Origin of the sequence: Xanthomonas sp. NCPPB 1062, assembly GCF_041481705.2 — a bacterium.
Taxonomy (GTDB): domain Bacteria; phylum Pseudomonadota; class Gammaproteobacteria; order Xanthomonadales; family Xanthomonadaceae; genus Xanthomonas; species Xanthomonas euvesicatoria.
The window spans coordinates 1,358,562-1,383,695 of sequence record NZ_CM192987.1; the positions used below are offsets into that span (position 1 = coordinate 1,358,562).

Below are 25,134 nucleotides of genomic sequence, written 5' to 3' on the forward strand. Positions count from 1 at the left end.
GATTTATGTGCCTGCGTGCCGCGCATGCGCTCCATCGCTGGCCGCATGCGGTGGCAGTTGGCGTAAAGTGTCGGCTTCTTTGCCCCATGCCTGCCGCTGCGCTCGTTGGCCTGACCACCGCTGCCGGTGCCTGCGCGTGGGGAGTCCTCCGGATACCGTTGCGCATGACTTCTGCTGTTCCCTCCACCCGTCGCATGGCGCTGCTGCTGGCCGGGCTGGCGATGTTCGGCCCGTTTTCGATCGACACCATCTTCCCGGCGTTCTCGCAGCTGGGCCGCAGCCTGGCGGTGGACCAGGTGGCGATCCAGCAGACCATCAGCGTCTATCTGCTGGCGTATGGCCTGATGAGCATCGCGCACGGGCCGTTGTCCGATGCCTGGGGCCGCAAACGGGTGATCCTGGGCGGGCTGGCCTTGTTTATCGCCGGCTCGATCGGCTGTGCGCTGTCGCAAGACTTGCCCACACTGCTGGCATTCCGCGCGCTGCAGGGCCTGTCGGCCGGCGTGGGCATGATCGTCGGGCGGGCGGTGATCCGCGACCTGTTCCATGGCCCGGACGCACAACGGCTGATGAGCCAGGTGTCGATGATCTTCGGGATTGCGCCGGCCATCGCGCCGATCATCGGCGGCTGGATCCTGCTCAGTGGCGGCGGCTGGCCGTTGATCTTCTGGTTCCTGGTGGTGTTCGGCCTGGTGCTGCTCATCGCAACCCTGACCTGGCTTCCCGAGACCCACCCGGTGGAGGCGCGCACGCCGCTGCAGTTCAAACGCCTGTTGCAGGATTACGTGCGCATCGGCTTCAACCCGCGCTTCCAGCGCCTGGCCGCGGCCGGTTCGTTCAACTTCGCCGGCATCTTCCTGTACATCGCGTCGGCGCCGGTGTTGATCATGCAGCACCTGAAGCTGGGCGAAGGCGATTTCGCCTGGCTGTTCATTCCCACCATCGGCGGCATGACGCTGGGCTCGTTCCTGTCCGGGCGCATGGCCGGGCGCATGCAGCCGGTGCGGCAGATCCGCATCGGCTTCATCTGCTGCGGGGTGGCGGCGCTGGCCAATCTGGCCTACACCTTTGCGGTGGCGCAGATCGCGCTGCCGTGGGCGGTGCTGCCGATCTTCCTGGCCGGCGTGGGCATGGCGCTGATCTTCCCGATCCTGGCGCTGGCGGTGCTGGACATGTACCCGCAGCAGCGCGGCCTGGCGTCCTCGCTGCAGGCCTTCACGCAGTTGATGACCAATACGGTGGTGGCCGGGGTGCTGTCGCCGCTGCTGAGTGAGCATCCGCGGCATCTGGCGATCGGCATGACCGGCTTTTTCTTGCTGGGCTGGCTATTCTGGCGCTGGGAGCGCCGCAGCGGCCGCCGTCTACGGCACCGCCAGGCCACCGAGGCAGTGCCTCTGGAGCCGGCCGACCACCTCTGACCTCACAGGAGCCTGCATGTCCACCGATTCCAAGTTGCGCCGTGATGCCCGCAAGCGCGCCGCCGAGCGCCAGCGCAACCAGGCCGCCGCCAATCCCGCGCCGGTGTCCCCGATCGAACCGCATGCCGAACTCCGCGACCAGCAACGCACCCTGTTGGCCGGCATCGTCCGCCGCGACGGTGAATGGGTGCTGGGCATGGATGGCCGCATCGCCGGCGAAAGCACCAGCGCCGCCCAGGTGCTGGCGCTGATCATGCGCGCGGCCGAGTTGCACGAACGCCAGGGCACCCCCGTGCGGCTGACCTACTCGGACGCCCTCAAGGACGCCGCGCACGCCGAAGCCCGTGCCGACGGCATGGAGTTCGAGCAGTTCAAGACCAGGTTGAGCGAACGGTTGCAGGGCGGCACCAAGCTCAACTGAGCCTGCTGGAACAAGCGCTGCTAGACGCACTGCCTGACACGTCTGCTGCCCACGACAGCGTGGGTGTCAGTCAGGGCGTGTCACTGGACGCGCAACAGCGGGTGGACGATGCCGAAGTAGATGGTGCAGCAGCCTGCCGCAGGTCGCCAAAGCGATGAGCATGCTCATCGCGATCACGGTTTGATCAGTGGCAGGATGCCACCGCGCCATGCAGGCGGGAAACGCTGGCATCTGCGCGCTGTGTTGCGAGCCGATCAATCCCGGCCACTGCCAGCAATAAGCAATCGTCAGGTGCCACGCCAGCGACAACAGCACCGCCAACGCTGCGATGCACCCACCTGCCGTCATACAGACCAGCAACCACCGCGTGCAACGCTGACCGATCATCGACGCAACACCTCGCTGTCAGAGAGCGCTGCGCCTGAGCAATCTGCCGAAGCGACGGTTGGCCGGTGGTCGACGCTTTCCTTTGACATGCGTCATCAGCGCGCCGTCGCAGGCGCAGTCGTCGTGGTTGCCGGAGCGGCGGCCGTTGCCTGCCACCCGCACATCTGCCCTTGATTCTGCTGCTTGAGCCATTCGCTCATCGGCGCGAAGTATTCCAGCATCGGGCCGGCATCGAGTTTGTCGTTGCCGGTGAGTTCCTTGAGTGTGGTCTGCCAGGGTTGGCTGGAACCACGCTGCAGCATCGACCAGAACTTCTGCCCGGCGTCCTTGTTGCCGTAGAAGCTGCATTCGTACAGCGGCCCCTGATGGCCGGCAGCCTGGCACAGGCCTTTGTAGAATTGGAATTGCAGGATATGCGCCAGGAAATAGCGCGTGTACGGCGTGTTGCCCGGCACGTGGTACTTGGCGCCAGGGTCGAAGAATTCTTCGCCGCGCGTGCCGACCGGCGCCACGCCCTGGTACTTGGCTTTCAGTTCCCACCAGGCCTGGTTGTAATGCTCGGGCGTGATGGAGCCGTCGAACACGCCCCAGCGCCAGCGGTCGATCATCAAACCGAACGGCAGGAACGCCACCTTGCTCAGGGCCATGCGCATCTGCGAATTGATCAACGACTCGCGGCCGGTCTGTTGCTCGCCCACCATGCCGATCGACTGCAGGTACTTGGGCGTCATCGCCAGCACGATGGTGTCGCCGATCGCTTCGTGGAAGCCATCGTTGGCGCCGTTCTGAAACAGCGGCGGCAACGGGTTATAAGCCAGGTCGTAATAGATGTGGCCCAGCTCGTGGTAGATGGTGGTGAAGTCTTCTTCGGTCGGCTTGATGCACATCTTGGTGCGCACGTCCGCGCCGATGTTCTGGTTCGGCTCGCCGCCCATGTTCATGTCCCAGGCGCTGGCGTGGCACACCACATCGCGGTCCAGCGGCTTGATGAACTGCGAGCGCTGCCAATACGTGTCCGGCAGCTTGGGCATGCCCAGCGATGTGTAGAAATCCTGCGCGCGTTCGGTCATCTGCTTGGCGGTACGCAGCTGCGCCTCGCGTTCGGCGTTGAAGCGTGCGGCCGCGCCACCATCGCCGCCGGTGTTGCGCGCCAGCACTGCGCTGAGGTTGCCTTGGTACTGCTTTTCCAGCGCGGAGGTGATGTCCAGATCACCGGCGCCAGGGTAGGGCTGCAGCAGATCCCACAGGTTGCTCCAGTCCTGCTGCCACATATTGCCCATCAGGTGTGCCGGCAACAGGCCGCCGGCGACCTCGCCCTTGTCCTTGCCGTATTGCGTATCGAGTTTGCCGCGCGCATAGCACTGCAGCTGCGCATACAACGGTTTGACCTGTTCCCACAGACGGTCGGTTTCGCTGGCCAGTTGCGCCGGCGGCATGTCGTAGCCGCTGCGCCATAGCACCCCGACGTTGGCGAAACCCAGCCCGCGTGCGCCCTCGTTGGCCAGTTCGACGAAGCGTTGGTAGTCCTTGCGCATGGGCTGCGCAGTGCTGTGCCAGCCCTGCCAGGCGTCGAGTTGTTCGTTGTAGTCGCGGCTGCTGGCCAGCACTTGCTCCAACTCGCCGAGCTGGCGGCAGCGGCGCTGCTCGCCTTCGCCCACGCAGTAGCTGCCCGCGCCGTAATCGCCTTCCATCTTGGCGGCGATGCGGGTGAGTTCGGCCAGCTTGGCCGGGTCGCGCGGTGCGGGCAGGGCACTCATCAATTTCAGCAATTGCAGCGCACGCGCACTGTCGGCCGACATCGGTGTGCCGGCGTACTGCTTGGATTGTTCGATCCACCGGTCCAGCTGCGCCAGCGAGCGTTCGTTGGCCTTGGCCGCCAGCAACTGCGAATCGCCGTTGATGTAGGTCGACGACAGCCACTGCGCCGCAGTGATTTCCGGATAGGCCGCCTTGTATTCGGCGCTGATGCGCGCAACGAACTGGTCGGCGCTTTCGGCCAGCGCGGTCTTGCTCGCCACAGGTGTGTCCGGTGGTGCCGCATCCCGGCGGCAGGCCGACAAGCTCAGGGTGCCGGCAGCCACAGCCAACGCCAGCAACAACAAACGAGGATTCACGGGTGGTCCTTGCAGTGAAGTCCGGCGAAGGCTAGAGCGCGCCGGGGTTCAGGGCAAGGGGCAACGCACGCCACGCATGCGATGTGCGGCGCGGGCAGATGCAGGCGTTGGCGATCAGCGCAGCGTGGTGCCGGTGCACTTGGCGAACAGGTCGCGCTCGGGCGCATAGACGCTGGTCTTGACCTGCATCAACCCAAGCACGGACGGGAACAGCGCATCCTGATCGGTATATTGCCCTGCACGGTGGCGCAGGCAGGCTTCATCCAGGCCGCGATCGCGCGCGAACTCCGGCGAGAACCACATCACCATCGGCACATGGGTCTGCTCCTTGGGCGCGATGGCATACGGAACGCCATGCAGGTACAGGCCTTTTTCGCCAAGCGATTCGCCGTGATCGGAGAGATAGATCATCGCCGTGTCGTAGTCCGGCAGGCCACGCAGCGCGTGGATGGCCTGATTGAGGAAATGGTCGGTGTACAGGATCGAATTATCGTAGGCGTTGACGATGTCCTGGCGGCCGCAGCTGCCCAGATCCGCGGTCTTGCACACCGGCTTGAAGCGTTCGAACTGCGCCGGGTACCGTTCGAAGTAGCTCGGGCCATGGCTGCCCAGTTGGTGCAGCACCACCACGCGGTCGCCAGGCTTTGCGCGCACCTGCGCAGCCAGGTCGCTCAACAGGATCTCGTCCATGCAGCGGCCATCGGCGCACAGGCCCGGTGTGGTGGCATCGTCCAGCTTCTGGATCTCCAACCCGTCGCACACGCCCTTGCAGCCGGACTGATTGTCGCGCCACAGCGTCGAAATGCCGGCATGTTCCAGCACATGCAGGAACGACTGATGGCCACGAATCATGTCTTCGTTGTAGTCGCGACGCCCGTAGGGCGAGAACATGCAGGGCACCGAGACTTCGGTGCTGGTCCCGCACGAATGCATGTCGGGGAAGTTGATCACCCCTGCCTGTGCCAGCTCCGGCGTGGTCTGTCTGGCATAGCCGTTGAGTCCCCAGTTCTGCGCGCGTGCGGTTTCCCCCAGCACCACCAGCAACAAGCGCGGGCGGCTGCCAGGCGCGCGCGGCGTGGCCATGGCGTCGTGTTCGATCGGCTGTTTGGGAGCACGCTTGATCGGCGATTCGGATTTGAGGTTTTGCCGCAATGCCACGATGTAATTGATCGGCGTGGCCAAATAACGCACTTCGCGGTGATTGCGCATCAGTGCGGAAATATCCTGCGACGAGAGCATGGCGCCAGCAGCGCCCACCACTGCGACCACCAGCAGGAAGCCCGATCGCACCAGCACCGCCTTGCCCGCACTGCGTGCGCGCAAACGTGTGCGCCACAGCAATGCGGTCGGAATCAGGAAGTAGCACACCAGCGGCAGGATCAGGCCCGGCGTGAGCAACTCGCGCGATTCCTTGTGATCGGTATGCAGCACGTTGCGCAGCATGTCCGCATCCAGATAGACGTTGTAGCTGTCCATGTAGTGCGCGGCCAGCGCGGTGGTGAACAGCAAGAGCGTCAGCAGCGGCTTTGCATTCCAGCGCCAGACCAGGATGCCCAGGAGCAGCGCATGCACAGCCACCAACAGCGCCATCAACGAGATCGCAAACCCGATGCTGCCCGGATGCGTGGCCATGGCCGTGCGCCAGAACAACTGATTGCACACCAACGCAAAAAACAGGCTCGACAGCAGCACCAAAGCTTCGGTCGACACCGTCGGCCGCGTACTCCACGTCAGCGCGCGCAGGCCACCACGCCTGCGCGGTTCCGGCAACCAGGTACTCATGCTGCATCCCCCGAGAGCAACACCAATCCAAGCGCGCGACGCGGCCGTTGCAGCATCACGCAGTACAGCACCAGTGCGCTCACCCAGCACACCGCCAGCGACCACAGGTCATGCGAGAGAAAATGCGCGCCGCGCAATTGTTGCGCAACACCGAAAATGAGACCTGCTGCCAAGCCTATGAACAAACCTGCAAACCGCCATGTAGGACTGAGCGCCAGCGCACAAAAATACAGTGCCACCCACGCATAACCGGCACTGGCATGGCCGGCAGGAAAACACCCGGACGCGGCGATGCCGTGGCGCGATTCGAATAGCCCGATCATCGCCTGCGTACCGCCATAGCGGCTCAGATCCCATGGGCAATCCATCGCCGTCCACGACTTGAGCAGCGACACCAGCGAGGTCGACAGCGCGACGGAGGCGGCCAGGTAGGTCAGCGGCCAGCGCAACACCTTCAGGCGCGGCCTGCACCACGCAACGATGGCCAGCACCAGCACGCCGACGCCGGCTGCCGTGCTCAACCATTTACCCACGCGGTGGATCACGCCGCTGGTGAACCAGTGGTCCTTGAGTAGCCAGTGCCCGCCTTCCAACCGATACAGCGCATCGGCGATCCATTGGTCGCCACCGGCGCCCATCAGCAGCGCGCTCGCCAACAGGACGCACGCCAGGGGCAGCCACAGATGGCGCACGAAGAAGTGCGTCTCCACGCCGCTGGCGGTATGCGCCACGGCCGGCGCACGGATGGGAAGCGTTGTCATCGAGATGGCGGCCTGTGTCAATGCCCGACATCTTCGAAACCCGGATGTCGGAAAGCGGTCGGACCGGGGTTGCCCGGCCGTTAACCCGACACCAAGCGTTCAGTCTGCATCGCCTTCGCTACCGGTTTGTTCGGCGTCGGACGCAGCGGCGATGCAACCGGCATGCCACGCCGTGCCGGGCAGCAACTGCCATTGATTGCGATTGGACTCGCCGATATCGATGCGTTGCGCCGGATCGATGCACGCCGGCACCGCCTGCTTGAGCACGAACAGCCAGCGAGTGTGCGGCGCTTGCGCAAGCCACGGGCCGGCCTTGGCCCATTGGTTCTGCCAGCTCGCCTTGAAGCCGAAATCGGTCACCGGGCGATCGGCCTGCAGCAGGTTCTGCTCGCGCCAGGCCAGCATGCCCAGCTGCGCGTCCGGGCCGATGCGCTGGCCCACGCGCTGCATCAGACGTGCGGACGAGCTATAAGGATCCAGCGCCGGCATCAACCCCAGGCCGAACACCGTCCACAGCGCGGCGGTCATCAACACCAACGCGGTGCCCGCGCGTTTACCGCGCGACCATGCACTCGCCGCCAGGCCGACCACGCCCAGGCCGATCAACCAGAAACCCACCGGCTGCAGCGAGGCAAGCTCCATGCCGCGCTTGACTGCGGTGTTCTCGGCCCAGTGCAGATGCAACGCAATGCCGCCGCCCAGCGCCAGGCCGGCGACGGCAAGCAGCAGCACATACCCGGTCAGCAGCGCCCGCACGCCGCGCCGGCGCAACAACCCGGCCAGCAACGGCGCCGCGGCAATGCACAGTGCCGGCAGCATCGGGAAGATATAGACCTCGCGCTTGCCCGGGCTGGCGCTGAAGAACAGCAGCACCAGCACGCTCCAGGCCAGCAGCAGCACATAGCGCGGGTCGCCGCGGCGCAGTCGCCGCCACCAGGCCGGCAGCAGCCACGGCACCAACAGGCAGCCGGGCAGCCACAAGGTGGCGATCACCTGCAGGTAGTACCAGAACGGTTTGACGTGATGCCAGGCGTGCGCGTAGCGCGTGCCGGTCTGCTTGAACAACAGCTCGTGCGCGTAGGCATGCAGCTGCGGGTCGTCGCTGTGCCACAGCGCGATGCCCAGCGGCCCCAGCCACACCGCCGTACCGGCCACGAACGCCGGCAGCACCAGTGCCCAGCTGCGTCCTGCCAGCGCGCGCGCCGGCAATACGCGCCAATGCGTACGCCGCAGCGCCATCCACGGCAGCAACAGCAGCAGCGGCAGAAAACCGACGCCCTTGGTCACCGTGCCGACGCCGGCAGCAAACAGGCCCAGCGTCCAGGCGCGCCAGTCCGGCCCGCGCAGCAGGTGCCGCAGCAGTCCCCACAACGACAGTGTGGTCAGCGCGACCAGCACCATATCGATCTGCGCACGCTTGGCCATCAGGCCGAACTGCAGCACCGTGAACAAGGCCAGCACCGCATGGGCCGCCACGCGCCGCGTCCAGAGCCGGTGCGCGATATCCCAGGTCAGCCACAACGTGGCCAGCGCGGCCAGCAGCGACGGCAGCAGGAAGGCCACCGGCCAGTGCGGTACCAGTTCGTAGGTGGCCGCCTGCAGCCACATGAAGACCGGCGGTTTTTCTGCATACAACTCGCTGCCACGGTGCGGCAGCAGCCACTGGCCGGTCTCGACCATAGTGCGCGCGGCCAGCACGAAGCGCGGCTCGTCCGGCGGATTGGGTTGGCGCATGCCCAGCCCGGCCAGCAAGCTGACGACGATCAACAGCAGCGCGGCCAGCAGTGCGCGCTGGCGGGACGAGGAGGCAGCGATGGCAGGCGACACGCGCACGCCCTGAGTAAATGCGGGCAGACACTATCTGGCAAGTGGGTCGGAAATTTGTCGGAGCCGCGCCTGCGTGATCGCGCATCGCAGCGCAGGCATCGCCGTGCGCGGCTGCCGAAGCGCAACCGGTTGGAAGGCCGTACCGGCGATAGCGGTCGCGTTTGGCCGGCCTCGGTTAGGATGCGCACACTGTGCCTGCCGGGCCGTCCTGGAACCCCGCTCATGCGGCTGCTGGTCATTGAAGACAACCGCAATATGGTTGCCAACCTGTTCGACTATTTCGAAGCGCGCGGGCATACCCTGGACGCCGCGCCCGATGGCGTCACCGGCCTGCATCTGGCGACCACCCAGCATTACGACGCATTGATCCTGGACTGGATGATGCCGCGCATGGATGGACCGGAAGTGCTGCGTCGGCTGCGCGAGCAGCACCAGTCCGAATTGCCGGTGATCATGCTCACCGCACGCGACGAACTGCCGGACAAGATCGCCGGCTTCCGCGCCGGCGCCGACGACTACCTGACCAAACCCTTCGCACTGCCCGAGCTGGAGGTGCGCATCGAAGCCTTGCTGGCGCGTGCGCACGGCCGTCGCCGCGGCAAACTGCTGCAAGTGGCCGACCTGCGCCTGGACCTGGCCACGCTGGAAGCGACGCGCGCCGGCCAGGTGCTGCATCTGTATCCGGCCTGCCGCAAGTTGCTGGAGGTGCTCATGCAGGCCAGCCCGGCCGCGGTGACGCGGCAACGCCTGGAGCAATCGTTGTGGGGCGACGATCCGCCCGACGGCGACATGCTGCGCTCGCATATCTATGAGTTGCGTCGCAGCGTGGACGGCCCGTTCGCGCAAAAACTGATCCATACCTTGCCGCGGCTCGGCTACCGGCTGGCGCAGCTGGATGCGGCCGATGCACCTGGCGCTGGCGACTGCAGCGATGTCTAAACAGCGCCCGTTGGGTCGCCGCGTGCTGGTGTGGTTGTTCGGCTACACGCTGCTGATGACCCTGGCGGTGTTCGGCACCGCGCAGTACCTGCACGAACGCGCCGAACACGGCGTGTGGCGCTCGCTGCTCAATTCCGAACTGGACAGCATTCTCGAGCGCAGCGTGCAGAATCCGGAGTATCACTGGCAGGACTCGGACACCTTGCGGCTGTACCGCGTCGACGATGTCGCGCGCACGCCGCCGGTCTTGCGCACCCTGCATCCCGGCCTGCACGACGGTCTGGAGATCGCCGGCCGCCAGAGTGCCGTGATGGTGCGCGACACCGCGCATGCCGGCCGCCTGGCCCTGGTGCTGGACATCACCGATTTCGAAGCGCTGGAAAAATTCCTGACCCGCTGGATGCTGGCCGCTGGCATCGCGCTGATCGGCATCACCTTGCTGATGGGTACGTATGCGATGGCCCGGCTGGTGCGCCCTTTGGTGGAACTTGCGCGCGACATCGGCGCGTTGCGTCCAGGGCAGCGTGCGCAGCAGATTGCGGTCGGGCCACAGGGCAGCGCCGAACTGTACGTGATTGCCGATGCGCTCAACGATTATCTGGAACGCAACAGCCAGTTCGTCGACCGAGAGCGGGCCTTCATCGACAGCGCCAGCCACGAATTGCGCACGCCCATCGCGGTGATCGGCAATGCGGTGGAGCTGGCGCTGGAGCAACCCGGCACGCCGCCGGCGGTACGCCACCAGCTGCAGCGCATTGCCCAGACCAGCGCCTCGGTCGAGCAGTTGATCACCTTGCTGCTGGTGCTGGCCAAGGACCCCGGCCGGCTGGTGCGCAGCAGCGATGCGTTGCGGCTGGATCAGTTGCTGCCGGACATCGTGGCCGACCACACGCACCTGTGCGCCGACAAGGATCTGCAACTGGTCGTGGACCCGTTGCCGCCGTGCAGCTTGGTCGCCCCGGTCGCCATCGTGCAGACGGCCATCGGCAACCTGCTGCGCAACGCCATCGAAAACAGCGACCGCGGCATCATTCGCATCTCGCTATCGGCGCCCGGCGTGGTCCGCATTGCCGACCCCGGCCATGGCATGACGCCCGAAGAGATCAGCGCCATCTATACGCGTCTGGCACGCGGCAACGCACGCCAGGGGAGTGGCATCGGGCTGGAGCTGATCGGACGGTTGTGCGAGCACCTGGGCTGGCATCTGCAGCTGGATTCCAATGCAGGGCAGGGCACGGTGGCCACGCTGGATCTCTCCGGCGCCACGGCAACGGGATCCTGAGGCCGATCACTCGACCGACTGCGCTCAGCCCAGACGGCGCGTCCGCTATTCGGTACTGCAGGTGCCACACGTTCGCCGCTGCTGCTGCGAACGCCGCACTGCCCTGATGCCCGTCGCTGCTGACCACTGCTCGCTGCGGTTGGGCAGCCACTTGAACGCGCCGCGCAAGCTCAGGCAGGCAACAGGCCGCGTGCGTCCAGCCAGCTGCGCGCGTTCTCCGCGTCCTGCTCGAACCAGGCACGGGTGGAGCCCAGCCGATACGTATAGCCCCAGCTGTCCATGTCCGCCATCAGGCGCGCGCTGCCCACGCCGGGCAGTTGCTCGGCCAGCAGGATCTGCAGGTAACAGGTGGCGTCTTCTTCCTCCACCGAATCGGTGGCGTCGGTATGCACGGCGGCGCGTTTTTCCGCAGGCAGCACGATCAGATGTCCGGCTTCGTGCAGGAGCGAATGCACCGGTGTGTCGTCGCGCACGTACACGTCGCAGCCGATGATGCCGGCTTCCGGTTCGCCCCAGAAACTGCCTGGAATCGCTGCACCACTGTCCACGCGATGCAGGCGCAAGCCATAGCGCGCGAGCAGGGCGGCAGGTGCGTCCAGGCCGATATCGGCCACGCACAGGACATCGGCAGCGGTGGGTGTGGCAGTGGGGGCGGTGGTCACGCGCAATGGCTCGCGGTCGGGTCACATGCAACAACGGCACCGTGCGAACGCGGTGCCGTTGTCGGCGCTTACTTGTCGCCGTCTTCCGGCAGGGCGACCGAGATGTCCAGCACGTCGTGTTCGCCGTCCTTGACCAGATCCACGCGCACCGCATCGGCATCTATGTTGACGTACTTCTTGATCACTTCCAGCAGTTCGCGCTGCATCAGCGGCAGGTAATCCGGCCCGCCGCGGTGGTTGCGCTCCTGCGCAATGATGATCTGCAGGCGGTTCTTGGCCGTCTCGGCGGTGTTCTTCTTGCTCTTGAGAAAATCGAGCAGGCCCATGCTTACCCTCCGAACAGCTTGCTGAAGAAGCCTTTCTTCTCCACGGATGTGAATCGCATCGGGCGCTCCTCGCCCATGATGCGGGCGACTGCGTCGTCATACGCCTGGCCGGCCGGGGACTCGGCATCCAGGATCACCGGCTCGCCCTTGTTGGAGGCGTTGAGCACGTCGCCGGATTCGGGAATCACGCCGATTGCCTTCAGGCCCAGCACTTCTTCCACGTCGGTGATGCTGAGCATCTCGCCGCCTTCCACGCGGCCCGGGCTGTAGCGGGTCAGCAGCAGGAACGCCGGCACGGCCTTGCCTTCTTCGGCCTTGCGGGTCTTGGAATCGAGCAGGCCGATGATGCGGTCCGAGTCGCGCACCGAAGAGACTTCCGGATTGACCACCACCACCGCGCGGTCGGCGAAATACATCGCCAGGAACGCGCCTTTTTCGATGCCGGCCGGCGAATCGCAGACGATGTAGTCGAAGCCGTCGGCGGCCAGGTCCTTGAGCACCTTTTCCACGCCTTCCTGGGTCAGCGCGTCCTTGTCGCGGGTCTGCGAGGCGGCCAGGACGTACAGGTTCTCGAACCGCTTGTCCTTGATCAGCGACTGCTTGAGCGTGGCTTCGCCGTGCACGACATTGACGAAGTCGTACACCACGCGCCGCTCGCAGCCCATGATCAGGTCCAGGTTGCGCAAGCCGACGTCGAAGTCGATGACCGCCACCTTCTTGCCGCGTTTGGCCAGCCCGCAAGCCAGGCTTGCGCTGGTGGTGGTCTTGCCGACGCCGCCCTTGCCGGAGGTGACTACGATGATTTCAGCCAAAGGATTTCTCCGAATATTTCTGTGGTTGGGCCGCGTCAATCAAGCGCAGCGATCTTGATCTGATCCTGCTCCAGCCAGACCTGGACGGCCTTGCCACGCAGGTCCATGGGAACATCGTCCAGCACCTTGTAGTGGCCAGCGATGGCAACCAGTTCGGCGTGGAAGTCGCGGCAGAAGATGCGCGCGTCGGGATTGCCCTGCGCGCCGGCCAGAGCGCGGCCACGCAGGGTACCGTAGATATGGATGCTTCCGTCGGCGATGACCTCGGCCCCGGCACCGACCGTACTGAGTACGGTCAGGTCGCAGTTCTCCGCGTACAGCTGCTGACCCGAACGCACCGCGGTGCGCTGCATCCGGCCCGGCGCCGGTCGCGCGGCCGGCGGTGCCGGCTCGGCACGTGCGGGCGGCGGCGGTGGCGGTGGCGGACTGACCGCGGTCGGCTCGTACTGCGCGCGAAATTTGGCCAGCAGCGGCACGCCCAACTGCTGGGACAGCAGGTCGATCTCGCTGGTGCCGTAGGCCAGCGCCACCGGCAGCACGCCGGCATCGCGCAGGCCGTCCAGCAGCGCCTTGGCCGTAGCCAGGTCCGGCACCTGCGACAGCCCGCCGAAATCCAGGATCACCGCCGCACGGCCGAACAACTTGGGCGCGCGGCTCACGCGCTCGCGCATTTCCTGCACCAGCCGCGGCACATCCAGCGTCCGCACACGCAGGTTGGCGATGCCCACCTGGCCGATCTTCAGTTCGCCGGCCTGTTCAAAATCCACATTCACACTTGCCACAACTCAGCTCCCCGTCGATGGGCTAGCGGTGGTGGCGGCATGACGCGGCCGGCCCACCCACGGCAAGTGGTCGGGCAACTTGCCGCCATAGGTCTCCTTGACCCACCGATAGCTGCACATGTCTTTCATCAGCATGCTGGCGCGCACTTCCACATCGGGCATGGTGTTCTGGCCAACCTCGCGGAAGCCGAAGCTGCCATGGAACAGCAAGGCCGCATCTGCGCCATGGTCCAGGAACACCTCGCACGCCAGCTGCGGGTAACGCAGCTCGGTATAGCTCTGCACATCGGCATAGAACGCCCGCCCGACGCCACCGCCGCGGCGGCGGCTGGCGACCACGATGCGGTCGATATAGAAGAATTCCGGGTGACGGTCCCGGAACCAGGCGAAATTGCTGCTGTCGTGCGCACTGCCGCTTCCGAAACCGACCAGAAACCCGGCCAGGTTGCCGTCGCGCTCGGCGACGCGGAAATACTCGGCCTGCTCGTAGAAACGTTGCAGCCTGGTTGAATCCAGCGGCAGGATCGCCAGTCCGGCATTGTTGTTCAGGGCCAGGACGGAATCGAGCTCGTGCTCGCGCACGTCGCGGATGACGATCGACATTGGGACTCCGTGGGGTAACGCGTCGACCCGAAATCGGATCTGCGTCGGATTATTACATGCGGGGCCTGAAGCGGCGACCCAGCGCATGCGATCGGCCGGCGCGCGGCAGGTGCCGGCGTGCAACGGCGCGTCAGTACAGGCGCTGTGCGGGTCCGACATCCGCCACCCGTGTACCTGCCGGCATGCATGACTTCCGGCAAGAGGGCAGCGCGGTCGCTTACGCCTAAGATGCGGGCATGTTGGGATACCTCAGTCACACGCGCGTCCTGCGCTTTGCCGGCCTGTTCACCTGGGCGATGATCGTCATGCCCTTGGTGTACACCTACTGGCCGCCGGCCGAAGAGGGCGACCACCGCAGCGTGGCCGAGGCGGTGATGATGTCGGCATTCTTCATCGGCTTCGGCGCCAGCTACTTCTGGTTGACCCGCGGCTTGAACAGCGGCGGCCACGCGCACTGGTACGACCGGTTGATCCTGTTGCTGCTCACCATCTGCGCGCTGGCAGTGAGCTATCTGAGCGGAACCGGGCTCGGCAGCATCCTGATGATGGTGGCGGCCGGGGTGATCCCGTGGCTGCTGCCGCTGCGCGTAGGCGTGCTATGGCTGGTGCTGAGCCAGCTGGCGGTGCTGCCGGTGTTCTACTACCTGCGCCCGGACTTCACCCTGTTCGCGGCGCTGATGCAGTCGCTGTTGTACGGCGGCTTTTCGATGTTCATCTTCGTCACCAGCCTGGTGGCCCGCCAGCAGACCGATGCGCGCGAAGAGCAGCGCCGGCTCAACGCCGAACTGCGCGCCACCCGCGCGTTGCTGGCCGAGAGCGCGCGCATCAACGAGCGCACCCGCATCTCGCGCGAGCTGCACGACCTGCTCGGCCACCACCTCACCGCGCTCAGCCTCAACCTGGAAGTGGCCGGCCACATCACCGAGGGCCAGGCCCAGGAGCACGTGCGCCAGGCGCACACGCTGGCCAAATTGTTGCTCACCGATGTGCGCGAGGCGGTCAGCCATCTGCGCGACAGCGGCGCGATCGACCTGGAAGCGGCGCTGCGCCCGCTGGTCACCCAGGTGCCGTCGCTGGATATCCACCTGGACATCGCCCAGCCGCTGACCCTGGACGACCCCGAGCGCGCCCACGTGCTGCTGCGCTGTACCCAGGAAATCATCACCAATGCGGTGCGCCATGCCGGCGCGCGCAACCTGTGGATCCAGGTGCGCCGCGATGCCGATACGGTTTTGATCGACGCCCGCGACGACGGCCACGGCGCCGATGCGGTCGCGCCCGGCAACGGGCTGCGCGGCATGCGTGAGCGGCTGAACCAGTATGGTGGGAAGCTCGAAATTCAAACCCGGCGGGGTGAGGGCTTTGGCCTGCGCATCGCTGTTCCAGGCGCGCCGGCACTGATGCCTGCGGCCGTGACCCAAGGAGTGTTGTGATGATCCGTGTGTGCCTGGTCGACGATCAAACCCTGGTGCGCCAGGGGATCCGCTCGCTGTTGGCGCTGGACGACGGCATCGAGGTGGTGGCCGAGGCCTCCGACGGCAAGCAGGCAGTGGAGCAGATTCCGCAGATCCAGCCGGACGTGGTGCTGATGGACATGCGCATGCCGGTGATGTCCGGGCTGGAAGCGCTGCAGATGCTCTCGCGCAACGGCACCCTGCCGCCGACGATCATCCTGACCACCTTCGACGACGACCAATTGGTGCTGGCCGGGCTCAAGGCCGGCGCCAAGGGCTATCTGCTCAAGGACGTCTCGCTGGAACAACTGGTTGGCGCCATCCGCACCGTCGCCGAAGGCGGCTCGCTGGTGCAGCCGGCGGTGACCCAGCGCCTGCTGTCGGGTCTGGAGCACATGCGTAACGAGTTCGTCAGCCTGGACCGCCCCGATCCGCTCACCGACCGCGAAACCGAGATCCTGCGGCTGATGGCGAGCGGGTTTTCCAACAAGGAAATCGCCAACTCGCTGGGCGTGGCAGAAGGCACCATCAAGAATCACGTCTCCAACATCCTTTCCAAGCTCGGCGTACGCGACCGCACCCGCGCGGTGCTGAAAGCATTCGAACTGCAGCTGGTGTGAGCTCGGCCCTGCGCCGGCGAGCTCGACGCCAAGCCGGCCTGCAGCAGGCACCGGACTCGCATTCAGGACGCTGCGGCGCCGGTCGGACTGCGAAATGGGCGGACCGGTGCCGCCCGGCCACTGCAACATCACACGCACGCAGCACGTGATGTGCATGATAGCGGCGCGCAATCGCCCAAACCCTTGTGCAGGTTGGTATTGCGCATCCCCCACGCGCTGCGTTGCGCGGTGAATGACACCGCAAGACCGCGCTACCCGTCGCACAACTGAACATCTTTCTCGAAGCCTGCTAGGATGGTGGCTTCGCTTCACTCAACCCGGCCGTGGGATCGGCCCCGGAGACCTCCTGAATGACCCGTATTATCGAGTTCCTGATCGCCTTGGGGATCGTGGCTGGCTTGTTTGTCGTGGTGGGCTTGGTGTTGCCCTCGGAGCGGCAGATGTCCGAGAGTGTTGAGACCAACCGCAGGATGACGATTGTTTACGACACCGTGAACAGCTTCCGTCGTTTCAAGGATTGGAACCCGCTTGTGCTGCGTGACCCGAAGATCCAGCTGAAGCTGGCCGGCCCGGAAGAGGGCAAGGGTGCACGCGTCGAATACAGCTCCACCGAGGGCTATATCGGCAACGGCAGCTGGGAGATCACCAACAGCGTCAAGAACGAGCGTGTTGAGATCGCAATCGAAGATCCCACCAAGGGCTACGACAAGGTCACCAATTTCACCCTGGTGCCGACCGGCAAGAACAACAAGAACGTCAAGATCACCCAGGATTACAGCGTCAAGTACGGCTGGAACCTGTTTGGTCGCTATGCCGGCCTGTACGTCAGCCGTCACGTGGGCGACGACCTGAAGCTGGGTCTGTCGCGTCTGGCGACCGCGCTGGCCACCGTGCCGAACTTCGACTACCGCGCCGAGCTTGACGGCAAGCCGGTGTTGAGCGACCTCAAGATCGTCGATGTGCCGGCCGAGGACCTGTTGGTCGTCACCGCGGGCAACATCGATCGTGACAACGAGACGATCAAGAAGTCGATCAAGGACAACCAGGAGTGGATCAAGCGCGTGATGGATTCCAACGGCCTTGAGGCGGTTGGTCCGGTGCGCATCGTGACCACCGACTTCGCTTCGGACAAGTACGCCTTCGACGTGGTGCAGCCGGTGCGCAAGCGCGCTGGTGGTGCTCCGAAGGCCGACGCCAAGGCCGACGCCAAGAAGGACGACGCGACTGCCGCGGCACCCGCCGATGCAACCCCGGTGGCTGCAACGGGCGACGAGTTGAAGCTCAATATTCCGTCCGAAGCACCGGTGAAGTACCAGCGGGTTCCGGCGCACCGTTCGGCCTTTGCGACCTACGCAGGCCACATGGCCGGTCTGGACGCAGTGCGTAACTCGCTGCGCGCCTGGGCTGCCACCAGCGGCATGGACGTGACCGATCGTCCGTACGAAGCGTGGAAGGGTGGCGTGGACAAGTCGTTCACCCAGGACGGCACCTACGACGTCTACTGGGCCATCAAGTAATCGTCTCACCACGATGAGCTGATCCAGACGAAAACGCGCCGCAGTCTTGCGGCGCGTTTTTTTTTGCGCTGCGGCGCTGCCATGGAAGTTGCCTGCATGTCTTTGCTTGATCGTCGCAAGAAACACCCCTCGCTGCTGGCTTGCTGCGGCGGCCTGCTGGCGGCCACTGCCGTCGGTCTATCGGCCTATGCCTCGCACGGCGTTGCCGATGCGGTGGTGCAGTCGCGGCTGCAGCTGGCGTCGTTGTACGCATTCGGCCATGGCGCGGTCCTCACCGTGCTGGGCGCCACCGAAACGCGTGCGCTGGGCCGGGTGGGCTTGCACCTGCTGTTGCTCGGCACGTTGCTGTTTGCCGGCAGCCTGGTCGGGGGCGCGTTGCTGCAGTGGCCGACCACCCTGGCGCCGGTCGGCGGAGTGGGCCTGATGCTGGGCTGGGTGGTGCTGGCCATTGGTGCGTTGAGGCGCTGAGCATGCCGCGCCATGCCCGCGGATTCGATGTGGAGGCTGCGTTCGCGCATGTGTCCCGGCGCGATCGCGCGCTGGGTGCGTGGATGAAGCGCATCGGCCCGATCGCCCCGCAACCGGGCTGGCACAAACCCTTCGACCCGGTCGATGCGCTGGCACGCGCCATCCTGTTCCAGCAACTCAGCGGCAAGGCGGCGTCGACCATCGTGGCGCGGGTGGAAGTGGCGATCGGTGCGCAGCGGCTGCATGCGGACACCCTCGATCGTATCGACGATGCAGCGCTGCGTGCCTGCGGCGTTTCCGGCAACAAGGCGCTGGCGTTGCGCGATCTGGCACGGCGCGAACGCGAAGGCGAGATTCCCTCGCTGCGCAGGCTCGCTTTCATGGACGAGGACGCCATCGTGCAGGCGCTGGTGCCGGTGCGCGGCATCGGCCGCTGGACGGTGGAAATGATGCTGATGTTCCGCTTGGGCCGCCCGGATCTGCTGCCCATCGACGACCTGGGCGTGCGCAAAGGGGCGCAGCGCGTGGACAAGCAGGAGCAGATGCCCACCCCTAGCGAACTGGCCGCACGCGGCGAACGGTGGGGCCCGTACCGCACCTATGCCGCGTTCTATCTGTGGAAGATTGCCGACTTCAGTGTGGCGACCAAGGTGCCGACACCGCGTTCGCAGGAGTAGGGCGAACGCACGCGGGGCAGACGCGACGGGCCGTCCTGTCCAGCCGCGCTGCGTGGCGCATGACGTTCGACCGGCTCATCCCGCCGACCAACGCCAATGCCACGGTTCGTAGACGATGCCATGCGGGTTGTCGCGTGGATAACTCAGGCGGTAGCCGAATGCGTGTGCGTTGCTGCACAACCAGGCGAATGCGTGCGTGGCTTCGAAGGACTCTTCGGCCGGCGGCTCGCCCGGTGTGCCCAGATCCAGTGCGTCGCCGCTGTGATGTTCGCTGAAACCCGGCGCTGCGTTGACCGTCAGGACCTGTTCCAGGGTGAGTCCGCGCGCGAACTTGCGCTCGAAGATGCCCAGTTGGTAGTCGTGGCTGCGATAGCCTGAAATCGCATCGATCACGATGTCTGCGCGCAGCGCAGCCGCACGCATCTGTCGCCATGCGCGTGCAGCGCCGGCACTGAGCCATAGCGGGCGGCCGAAGCGATCGCGTCCGGCAAACTGCAGTGCGGCCGGTTCGGCAATCAACTGCAGGCCGGTCCGTTGCACATAGTCGTCGGCGGCGAGCCCGAGCTGGCTCAGCCGGCGCTGCAATCCGTCGATCGCCAGCGTGTCGTCGCGTACCTGGCCGATGCGGCCGGTTGCGGTCTGCAGACGGTCCAATGCTTCGTCCAGGCCATGCTCGCGTGCCAGCCGCGGGATCAGCGGCATCAGACCCTGCGGAAGATGTGCAGCCAGATAGCGCCCATCGCGTTTGCGCCGCAGTAGCCAGTCGGCCTGTGCCAGCACACGCGCATCCGCATTGCCGCGCGCGCGCAGCAGATCGGCCGGCCACAGCTCGATCGCGCTGGTATTGAGGAGTACACGTTGAAGATGATGCATCTACGCAGCTTAGCGGTTGCCTTGTGAGCGCTGCCAGTCCGGCCAGGCGCTGTGACCCGCACCGACCCGGCGCTACACCGGTGCGTAGTCGCGTCTGGATGATCGACGGCGCGTGATCAATTTTCGGATTGTTCTTTTTCGCCCTGCGGCTTCGGTAGCCGGCCAGCCTTGCGTAACGCATCGCGCAGCACGTATTCGATCTGCGCATTGAGGCTGCGCAATTCGTCGTCGGCCCAGCGCTGCACGGCGGCCAACACATCGGCGTTGATACGCAGCGGGTAGGCTTTTTTTTCGCTCATTTGCCGTCTCTGCGGCCGCCGTGACGGCGCAGGTGCATCACCATCGACACGATCAACGCGTTGACGCCGATGAGCATGCCGATCACCACGGCATAGATGCCGGCGCGATTGTCGCCGGCCCAGTACAGGCATGCGGCGCCGACCAGGATCACCAGGCTGATCAATGCCCAGCGCAGGCCCAGCCCGCGTGCGCGGTCGTCATCGTCGGCGCCGATGGACGCGGCGATGGCCAGCGCGGGCAAGCCGGAAAGCGCAACCACCAGGGGCACCATGATATTCATCAGATCGATCTCGGAGTGGCTGACGCAACGGAAGCGAGCGCTCGCCAGGTGGCGTGGAGGGCGCGCCCACAAGCGCAGTGTACGAGTGGCGCATGCCGATGCCGAACCGTGGCTGCGCCCGGCGGCAGTAAGCGCAGGTGTTTTATCGGCTGCCCTCAATACAGCGAGCCGGCGTTGACCACCGGTTGGGTCCCGCGATCGGAACACAACACGGTAAGCAGGTTGCTGACCATATGCGCCTTGCGCTCTTCGTCCAGCTGCACCACACCATTCTTGTGCAGCTCCGACAGCGCCATTTCGACCATCCCCACTGCGCCGGCAACGATGCGCGAGCGTGCGGCAATCACCGCATTGGCCTGCTGGCGCTGCAGCATGGCCTGGGCGATTTCCGGCGCGTAGGCGAGGTGGCTGATGCGCGCCTCGATCACGTCCACGCCGGCCTGGGTCAGGCGCTCGTCCAGATGCCGCTTGAGTTGCTCGCTGATTTCGGCCGGATGGCTGCGCAGCGAGATCTGGCCGTCTTCGTGCTGGTCGTACGGATAGCTGGTCGCCATCGCACGCAGCGCCGCTTCGGACTGGATATGCACGAAGCTTTCGTAGTCGTCGACGTTGTAGACCGCTTCGGAGGCATCGAGCACCTGCCATACGATGACCGCAGCGATTTCGATCGGACTGCCATCCAGCTCGTTGACCTTGAGTCGCCCGCTTTCGAAATTGCGTACGCGCTGGCTGACGCGACGCTTGGCGTAGAATGGCACATTCCAGCGCAGGCCGGCGTCCTTGACGGTGCCGACGTACTTGCCGAACAGGCTCAGTACCGCGGCCTGGTTGGGCTCCAGCGTGTACAGCCCGGCCAGCATGAAAATGCACGCCGCCGCGACCAGTACCGCAGCGACGAACGCGCCCAGCGTGACGCTGTTGTCGGCCATCATCGTCAGTACAACCCAAGACGTACCGACAAGGCCGGCGCCTGCGACGAGAACGATGGGAATGCCGGGTAACGAACCGATCGGCTTCTCTTTCATGAGCGCGAGTCCTTGTGGAATGGTAAAAAGATATCAATGTGATATCAGTTAAACAACAGCCGTTCGTCGGCGTGGCAGTGGGCAACCGTTAGAATGGCGGCCCCTCTCGCTCTGGACCGCGCTCATGACCACTTTCGGCACGCCGTTATCGCCTTCCGCCACCCGCGTGTTGTTGCTGGGCTCGGGCGAACTGGGCAAGGAAGTGGCGATCGAGCTGCAGCGTTTCGGTGTGGAAGTGATCGCAGCCGACCGCTATGCCAATGCACCGGCGATGCAAGTGGCGCACCGCTCGCATGTGCTGGACATGCTCGACCCCGCAGCATTGCGCGCGCTGATCGCCAGCGAGCAGCCGCATCTGATCGTGCCGGAGATCGAAGCGATCCATACCGAAACCCTGGTGGCGCTGGAACGCGAGCAAGGCCAGAAGGTCATCCCGACGGCGCGTGCCGCGCGCCTGACCATGGACCGCGAAGGCATCCGCCGCCTGGCAGCCGAAACGCTGGGCCTGCCGACCTCGCCGTATCGCTTTGTCGATACCGTCGAGGAATATCGCGATGCAATCGCCGCGGTGGGGGTGCCATGCGTGGTCAAGCCGGTGATGTCGTCCTCGGGCAAGGGCCAGAGCACCCTGCGTAGCGAGGCCGATATCGATGCGGCGTGGGCGTATGCGCAGACCGGTGGGCGTGCCGGTGCCGGTCGCTGCATCGTCGAAGGCTTCATCGATTTCGATTACGAAATTACCTTGCTTACCGTGCGGCATGCCGGTGGCACCTCGTACTGCGACCCCATCGGGCACTGGCAGCAGGACGGCGACTACCGCGAAAGCTGGCAGCCGCAACCGATGTCGGCCGCTGCGTTGCGCCGCTCGCAGGAAATCGCCAAGGCCATCACCGACGAGCTCGGCGGCTGGGGCCTGTTTGGCGTGGAGTTGTTCGTCAAGGGCGACGAAGTGTGGTTCAGCGAAGTCTCGCCGCGCCCGCACGACACCGGTCTGGTCACGCTGGTCTCGCAGGACCTGAGCGAATTCGCGCTGCATGCCCGCGCCATTCTCGGCCTGCCGGTGGGCGCGCAGGACGGCGGCGTGATCCGTCAGGCCGGCCCCTCGGCATCGTGCGCGTTGCTGGCGCACGGCAATGGCGTGCCAGTGTTCGACAACGTGGCCGAGGCGCTGCACGACCCGGACACCGCACTGCGCCTGTTCGGCAAACCTCGGGTGGACGGCCATCGCCGCGTCGGCGTCACCCTGGCGCGCGCGGACAGCATCGATGCGGCGCGTGAGAAGGCGCGCGTCGCCGCTGCCGCGTTGACGATCCAGCTGCAGGCCTGAGCGCGTACGTCAGACGCAGTGCAGCGCACCGCTGCATTGCGTCGACGCGCCAAGGGCGCTCGGGGTCTATGCACATGTCTCTCGACGCTGCCCGACGTCAGGTGTTGAGCACACTTGGTGACGCCACGTCATCGGTCACCGCAAGCAGCACTGCGCCTGACGAGCCGCTCATGCGTGGATCTTTTTCCAAGCCAGGTGCCGATACTGCACACGGACAAGGACTTGCTGTTCCGAAGCCCCAATCCCCAATTCCCCGCTACTTAGCCACATCCACCCACACCGCATGGTGGTCGCTGCCATCGGCAATCGCCGCTTCTGGTGCGCTGCTGGCCGGCCAGAAAATGCCGCTGCCGATCAGGGTGAACTGGCGCGACGGCAGCACGTAGTCCAGGCGCATGGTGCCGGCCTGCGGGCCGAAGTCGCCGGTGACCTGGTGCGGGTCGCCGCTGTGGGCGATGCCCAGTGCGGCGTATTCGGCGGTTTTTTCCGGGCCGCCATCGCTGCGCGGGGTGGGGTAGTGAAGGACGCGCGGGTGGTCGATCAAGGCGCGGATCGCCGCATGCCGGCCGGCACCATCGACCGGGTCGTTGTTCAGATCGCCCAGGATGACGAAGCGCGCATCGCTATCCAGACCACCGCAGCCGCCCTTGTCGTCGCAGAGCCAGCGTTGGCTTTCGGGTGCGTTGTCCAGATACGCGCGCCACAGCTGCAGTTCGTCGTGGTTGCGCGCGGCGTTGCGTTTCTCGGCACCGTCGAACACCGGCGGGGTGGGGTGCGACACCAGCGCATGCACGACGCCCAGCGGCGTGCGCACCGGCACATCCCAATGCGATTTGGACGAAAGCCGCAGCTGTGCCCAGATGGCATCGCTGTAGTACGACGTCTTGCTGGCCGGATCGATCGGGCGCAGTGCGCCGGGTAGCGCGCTCCACTTCAGCAGCTGGAAGCTTCGCACCGCCTGCGCATCGATCGGGTAGCGCGACAACACCAGCATGCCGTACTGGCCAGGATGCAGCCCGTAGCCCCACGCGTCGTTGCCACGCGCGCGGCCTTCGCCGCCGGTGCTGCCGTTGTTGTCCAGATCCAGGCCGCTCGGCACGCCGGTGTTGACCGGTGCCAGATAGCGGTACGGATAACGCAACGCCTCGCCGCCGCCCGGCTGGGGGACCTGCAGGTAGCGTTGCTGGAACAGATCGGCAGCGCGGTGTTCCGGGTCGAAGTCGAATTCGTTGAGCAGCACCAGATCCGGGCGCACGCGCTGCAGGACCGCAGCGATCTTGCGCGCATGCGCGCTATCGCCCTGCAGCTCGCGAATCAGGCCGCCGGCCTCGTCCGAATATAGCGAGGTGTTGTAGGTGGCGATGCGCAGCTGTGCCGCGGCCGGCCGGGCGGCGAGGGTGTCGGTCTGCATCTTGGGCGAGGGCGCGGGGTGGGCGCAGGCCGCGCACAAGGCGGTCAGCGTCAGCAGCAGGAAAGGTTTGATCATTGCGAGATTCTCGCATGCGGGATGCGACACGCCGATGTCGCAATTCGGCGGTTCAGTCGACCGATGCGTGAGCAGGCAAGCCGCGCCAGTGGCGACCATCGTAGGCTTCCAGTGCACTGAAGCGGCGCTTGTAGTTCATCTTCGCGTGGCCATCGATCCAGTACCCCAGATACAGGTGCGCGCGTCGCTCGCGTTGCGCCCACTGGATCTGCTGCAGAATCGCGAACGTGCCCAGGCTGCGCGCTGCCGCCTCCGGCGCGTAGAAGGTGTAGACCGCCGACAACGCATGCTCGGTGACATCGGTCACTGCAACCGCCAGTAGCCGGCCGGGCAGGTGGGCGATGGCTGGTTCGCGGATCTCCAGAAAGCGCCCGTGCGACCAGCCGCCGATCAGGAACTGGTCGAACTCGGTGGCGCCATGTTCGTCCATGCCGCCGCCGGGATGCCGGTGCTTGAGGTAGCGGCGATAGAGCGCCAGTTGTTCGTCGGTGCGCTCGGCGGCCACCACGCGGACCAACAGATCCTGGTTGCGCGCCAGGCAACGGCGTTGGCTGCGGTCAGGGTGGAACGCATCCACCGCGATGCGTACCGGCACACAGGCACGGCACCGTTCGCAGTGCGGCCGGTAGACCAGGTCGCCGGAGCGACGGAAGCCCCATGCCAGCGCTTGCGGATAGATCGCCCCCAGGCGCGGATCGTGCGGATCCAGCACCAGATCGCGCGCCTGCCGGTCGGACCAATAGCCACAGGCATGCTCGCCGGTCTGGAACAGGCGCAGGTCGTCGTGGGTGTCGGCATGGATGGCCATGGCCGAAGGATAGCGCCTGAGCGTCGCATCAGCGGCGACTGTCCGCCGGATGAATACGTCCGGCCTGGGCGTCAACGCGCGCATCGATGGCTCGTTGATGGGGGTGTTGGTGGCAGCGCACGGATGATCCGCACGCACCACCCACGCGATGCGGCCCATGCAGGTGCCGCGTGTGGTTCCTAT

Annotated in this window: 25 protein-coding genes; 10 read left to right on the plus strand and 15 right to left on the minus strand. The window is 65.7% G+C overall.

All coding sequences use genetic code 11. From position 1 onward, the window contains the following. Positions 1-164: 164 nt before the first annotated feature. Positions 165-1,418, plus strand: a complete 1,254-nt coding sequence (locus ACCQ16_RS05940; protein WP_277572831.1) for a multidrug effflux MFS transporter — start codon at positions 165-167, stop codon at positions 1,416-1,418. Positions 1,419-1,434: 16 nt separating this feature from the next. Further along, entirely contained in the window at positions 1,435-1,839 is a 405-nt protein-coding gene (locus ACCQ16_RS05945; protein WP_003484384.1) for a hypothetical protein, read from the plus strand. A 482-nt stretch (positions 1,840-2,321) separates the two neighbouring features. Here the strand turns inward: ACCQ16_RS05945 and ACCQ16_RS05950 are convergent, their stop codons facing one another. The 4 genes from ACCQ16_RS05950 to ACCQ16_RS05965 all read right to left on the minus strand — a co-directional run bounded on the left by ACCQ16_RS05950 (position 2,322) and on the right by ACCQ16_RS05965 (position 8,716). Next, positions 2,322-4,340, minus strand: coding sequence for a M2 family metallopeptidase (locus ACCQ16_RS05950; protein ID WP_277572832.1), 2,019 nt, complete (start codon positions 4,338-4,340; stop codon positions 2,322-2,324). 114 nt (positions 4,341-4,454) lie between these two features. Further along, on the minus strand, positions 4,455-6,122 hold the full coding sequence (locus tag ACCQ16_RS05955) for a phosphoethanolamine transferase (protein WP_014089619.1): 1,668 nt from the start codon (positions 6,120-6,122) through the stop codon (positions 4,455-4,457). Then, the gene (locus ACCQ16_RS05960) at positions 6,119-6,883 is read right to left on the minus strand and encodes a phosphatase PAP2 family protein (protein WP_127167911.1); all 765 of its coding nucleotides are present in this window, start codon (positions 6,881-6,883) and stop codon (positions 6,119-6,121) included. Before ACCQ16_RS05960 ends, ACCQ16_RS05955 begins: the two co-directional genes overlap by 4 nt. Positions 6,884-6,982: 99 nt before the next feature. Further along, positions 6,983-8,716, minus strand: a complete 1,734-nt coding sequence (locus tag ACCQ16_RS05965; RefSeq protein ID WP_277572833.1) for an ArnT family glycosyltransferase — start codon at positions 8,714-8,716, stop codon at positions 6,983-6,985. 216 nt (positions 8,717-8,932) lie between these two features. Between ACCQ16_RS05965 and ACCQ16_RS05970 the strand changes: the two genes are divergently transcribed. Continuing rightward, positions 8,933-9,649 (plus strand): response regulator transcription factor, encoded by a 717-nt coding sequence (locus ACCQ16_RS05970; protein WP_003484375.1) that lies wholly within the window; start codon positions 8,933-8,935, stop codon positions 9,647-9,649. Further along, on the plus strand, positions 9,615-10,931 hold the full coding sequence (locus ACCQ16_RS05975; RefSeq protein WP_029818902.1) for a sensor histidine kinase: 1,317 nt from the start codon (positions 9,615-9,617) through the stop codon (positions 10,929-10,931). Before ACCQ16_RS05970 ends, ACCQ16_RS05975 begins: the two co-directional genes overlap by 35 nt. 170 nt (positions 10,932-11,101) lie before the next feature. On the opposite strand, the gene ACCQ16_RS05980 is transcribed toward ACCQ16_RS05975, so the two are convergent. The 5 genes from ACCQ16_RS05980 to ACCQ16_RS06000 all read right to left on the minus strand — a co-directional run bounded on the left by ACCQ16_RS05980 (position 11,102) and on the right by ACCQ16_RS06000 (position 14,116). Further along, positions 11,102-11,593, minus strand: a complete 492-nt coding sequence (locus tag ACCQ16_RS05980; protein WP_014089622.1) for a hypothetical protein — start codon at positions 11,591-11,593, stop codon at positions 11,102-11,104. 68 nt (positions 11,594-11,661) lie between these two features. Beyond that, the gene (minE, locus tag ACCQ16_RS05985; protein ID WP_003484370.1) at positions 11,662-11,919 is read right to left on the minus strand and encodes a cell division topological specificity factor MinE; all 258 of its coding nucleotides are present in this window, start codon (positions 11,917-11,919) and stop codon (positions 11,662-11,664) included. A 2-nt stretch (positions 11,920-11,921) separates the two neighbouring features. Next, a complete protein-coding gene (minD, locus tag ACCQ16_RS05990) occupies positions 11,922-12,731 on the minus strand; it encodes a septum site-determining protein MinD (protein WP_005930297.1) in 810 nt (269 codons plus the stop codon). Positions 12,732-12,766: 35 nt separating this feature from the next. Then, a complete protein-coding gene (gene minC / locus ACCQ16_RS05995; RefSeq protein ID WP_011346732.1) occupies positions 12,767-13,513 on the minus strand; it encodes a septum site-determining protein MinC in 747 nt (248 codons plus the stop codon). Between the two features lie 3 nt (positions 13,514-13,516). Continuing rightward, entirely contained in the window at positions 13,517-14,116 is a 600-nt protein-coding gene (locus ACCQ16_RS06000) for a GNAT family N-acetyltransferase (protein ID WP_008574695.1), read from the minus strand. Positions 14,117-14,352: 236 nt separating this feature from the next. On the opposite strand from ACCQ16_RS06000, the gene ACCQ16_RS06005 reads away from it, so the two are divergent. From ACCQ16_RS06005 to ACCQ16_RS06025, 5 genes are all read left to right on the plus strand, one after another. Further along, on the plus strand, positions 14,353-15,549 hold the full coding sequence (locus tag ACCQ16_RS06005; RefSeq protein WP_008574698.1) for a sensor histidine kinase: 1,197 nt from the start codon (positions 14,353-14,355) through the stop codon (positions 15,547-15,549). Beyond that, positions 15,549-16,190 carry a response regulator gene (locus ACCQ16_RS06010; protein ID WP_008574699.1) on the plus strand — a complete coding sequence of 214 codons (642 nt, stop codon included), beginning with the start codon at positions 15,549-15,551 and terminating at the stop codon, positions 16,188-16,190. The genes ACCQ16_RS06005 and ACCQ16_RS06010 overlap by 1 nt, the downstream gene beginning before the upstream one ends. Positions 16,191-16,540: 350 nt before the next feature. Beyond that, positions 16,541-17,707 (plus strand): polyketide cyclase, encoded by a 1,167-nt coding sequence (locus ACCQ16_RS06015; RefSeq protein ID WP_057680971.1) that lies wholly within the window; start codon positions 16,541-16,543, stop codon positions 17,705-17,707. Positions 17,708-17,788: 81 nt separating this feature from the next. Continuing rightward, positions 17,789-18,175 (plus strand): DUF423 domain-containing protein, encoded by a 387-nt coding sequence (locus ACCQ16_RS06020; RefSeq protein ID WP_031421575.1) that lies wholly within the window; start codon positions 17,789-17,791, stop codon positions 18,173-18,175. Positions 18,176-18,177: 2 nt separating this feature from the next. Then, on the plus strand, positions 18,178-18,852 hold the full coding sequence (locus tag ACCQ16_RS06025; protein ID WP_031421578.1) for a DNA-3-methyladenine glycosylase family protein: 675 nt from the start codon (positions 18,178-18,180) through the stop codon (positions 18,850-18,852). A 75-nt stretch (positions 18,853-18,927) separates the two neighbouring features. Here the strand turns inward: ACCQ16_RS06025 and ACCQ16_RS06030 are convergent, their stop codons facing one another. The 4 genes from ACCQ16_RS06030 to ACCQ16_RS06045 form a co-directional block, all read right to left on the minus strand. Next, a complete protein-coding gene (locus ACCQ16_RS06030) occupies positions 18,928-19,725 on the minus strand; it encodes a M15 family metallopeptidase (RefSeq protein WP_039418947.1) in 798 nt (265 codons plus the stop codon). Positions 19,726-19,841: 116 nt separating this feature from the next. Next, positions 19,842-20,024, minus strand: a complete 183-nt coding sequence (locus ACCQ16_RS06035) for a type II toxin-antitoxin system antitoxin (RefSeq protein ID WP_008574708.1) — start codon at positions 20,022-20,024, stop codon at positions 19,842-19,844. After that, entirely contained in the window at positions 20,021-20,305 is a 285-nt protein-coding gene (locus tag ACCQ16_RS06040; RefSeq protein ID WP_008574709.1) for a hypothetical protein, read from the minus strand. Before ACCQ16_RS06040 ends, ACCQ16_RS06035 begins: the two co-directional genes overlap by 4 nt. 155 nt (positions 20,306-20,460) lie before the next feature. Next, on the minus strand, positions 20,461-21,237 hold the full coding sequence (locus ACCQ16_RS06045; protein WP_371893724.1) for an SPFH domain-containing protein: 777 nt from the start codon (positions 21,235-21,237) through the stop codon (positions 20,461-20,463). Positions 21,238-21,454: 217 nt separating this feature from the next. Between ACCQ16_RS06045 and purT the strand changes: the two genes are divergently transcribed. Next, the gene (gene purT, locus ACCQ16_RS06050) at positions 21,455-22,657 is read left to right on the plus strand and encodes a formate-dependent phosphoribosylglycinamide formyltransferase (protein ID WP_277572834.1); all 1,203 of its coding nucleotides are present in this window, start codon (positions 21,455-21,457) and stop codon (positions 22,655-22,657) included. A 256-nt stretch (positions 22,658-22,913) separates the two neighbouring features. Here the strand turns inward: purT and ACCQ16_RS06055 are convergent, their stop codons facing one another. Beyond that, positions 22,914-24,242: an endonuclease/exonuclease/phosphatase family protein gene (locus tag ACCQ16_RS06055; protein ID WP_277572835.1), complete on the minus strand. Its 1,329-nt coding sequence runs from the start codon at positions 24,240-24,242 to the stop codon at positions 22,914-22,916. After that, positions 24,196-25,110 carry an arginyltransferase gene (locus ACCQ16_RS06060; protein ID WP_029818910.1) on the minus strand — a complete coding sequence of 305 codons (915 nt, stop codon included), beginning with the start codon at positions 25,108-25,110 and terminating at the stop codon, positions 24,196-24,198. Before ACCQ16_RS06060 ends, ACCQ16_RS06055 begins: the two co-directional genes overlap by 47 nt. Positions 25,111-25,134 lie beyond the last annotated feature (24 nt).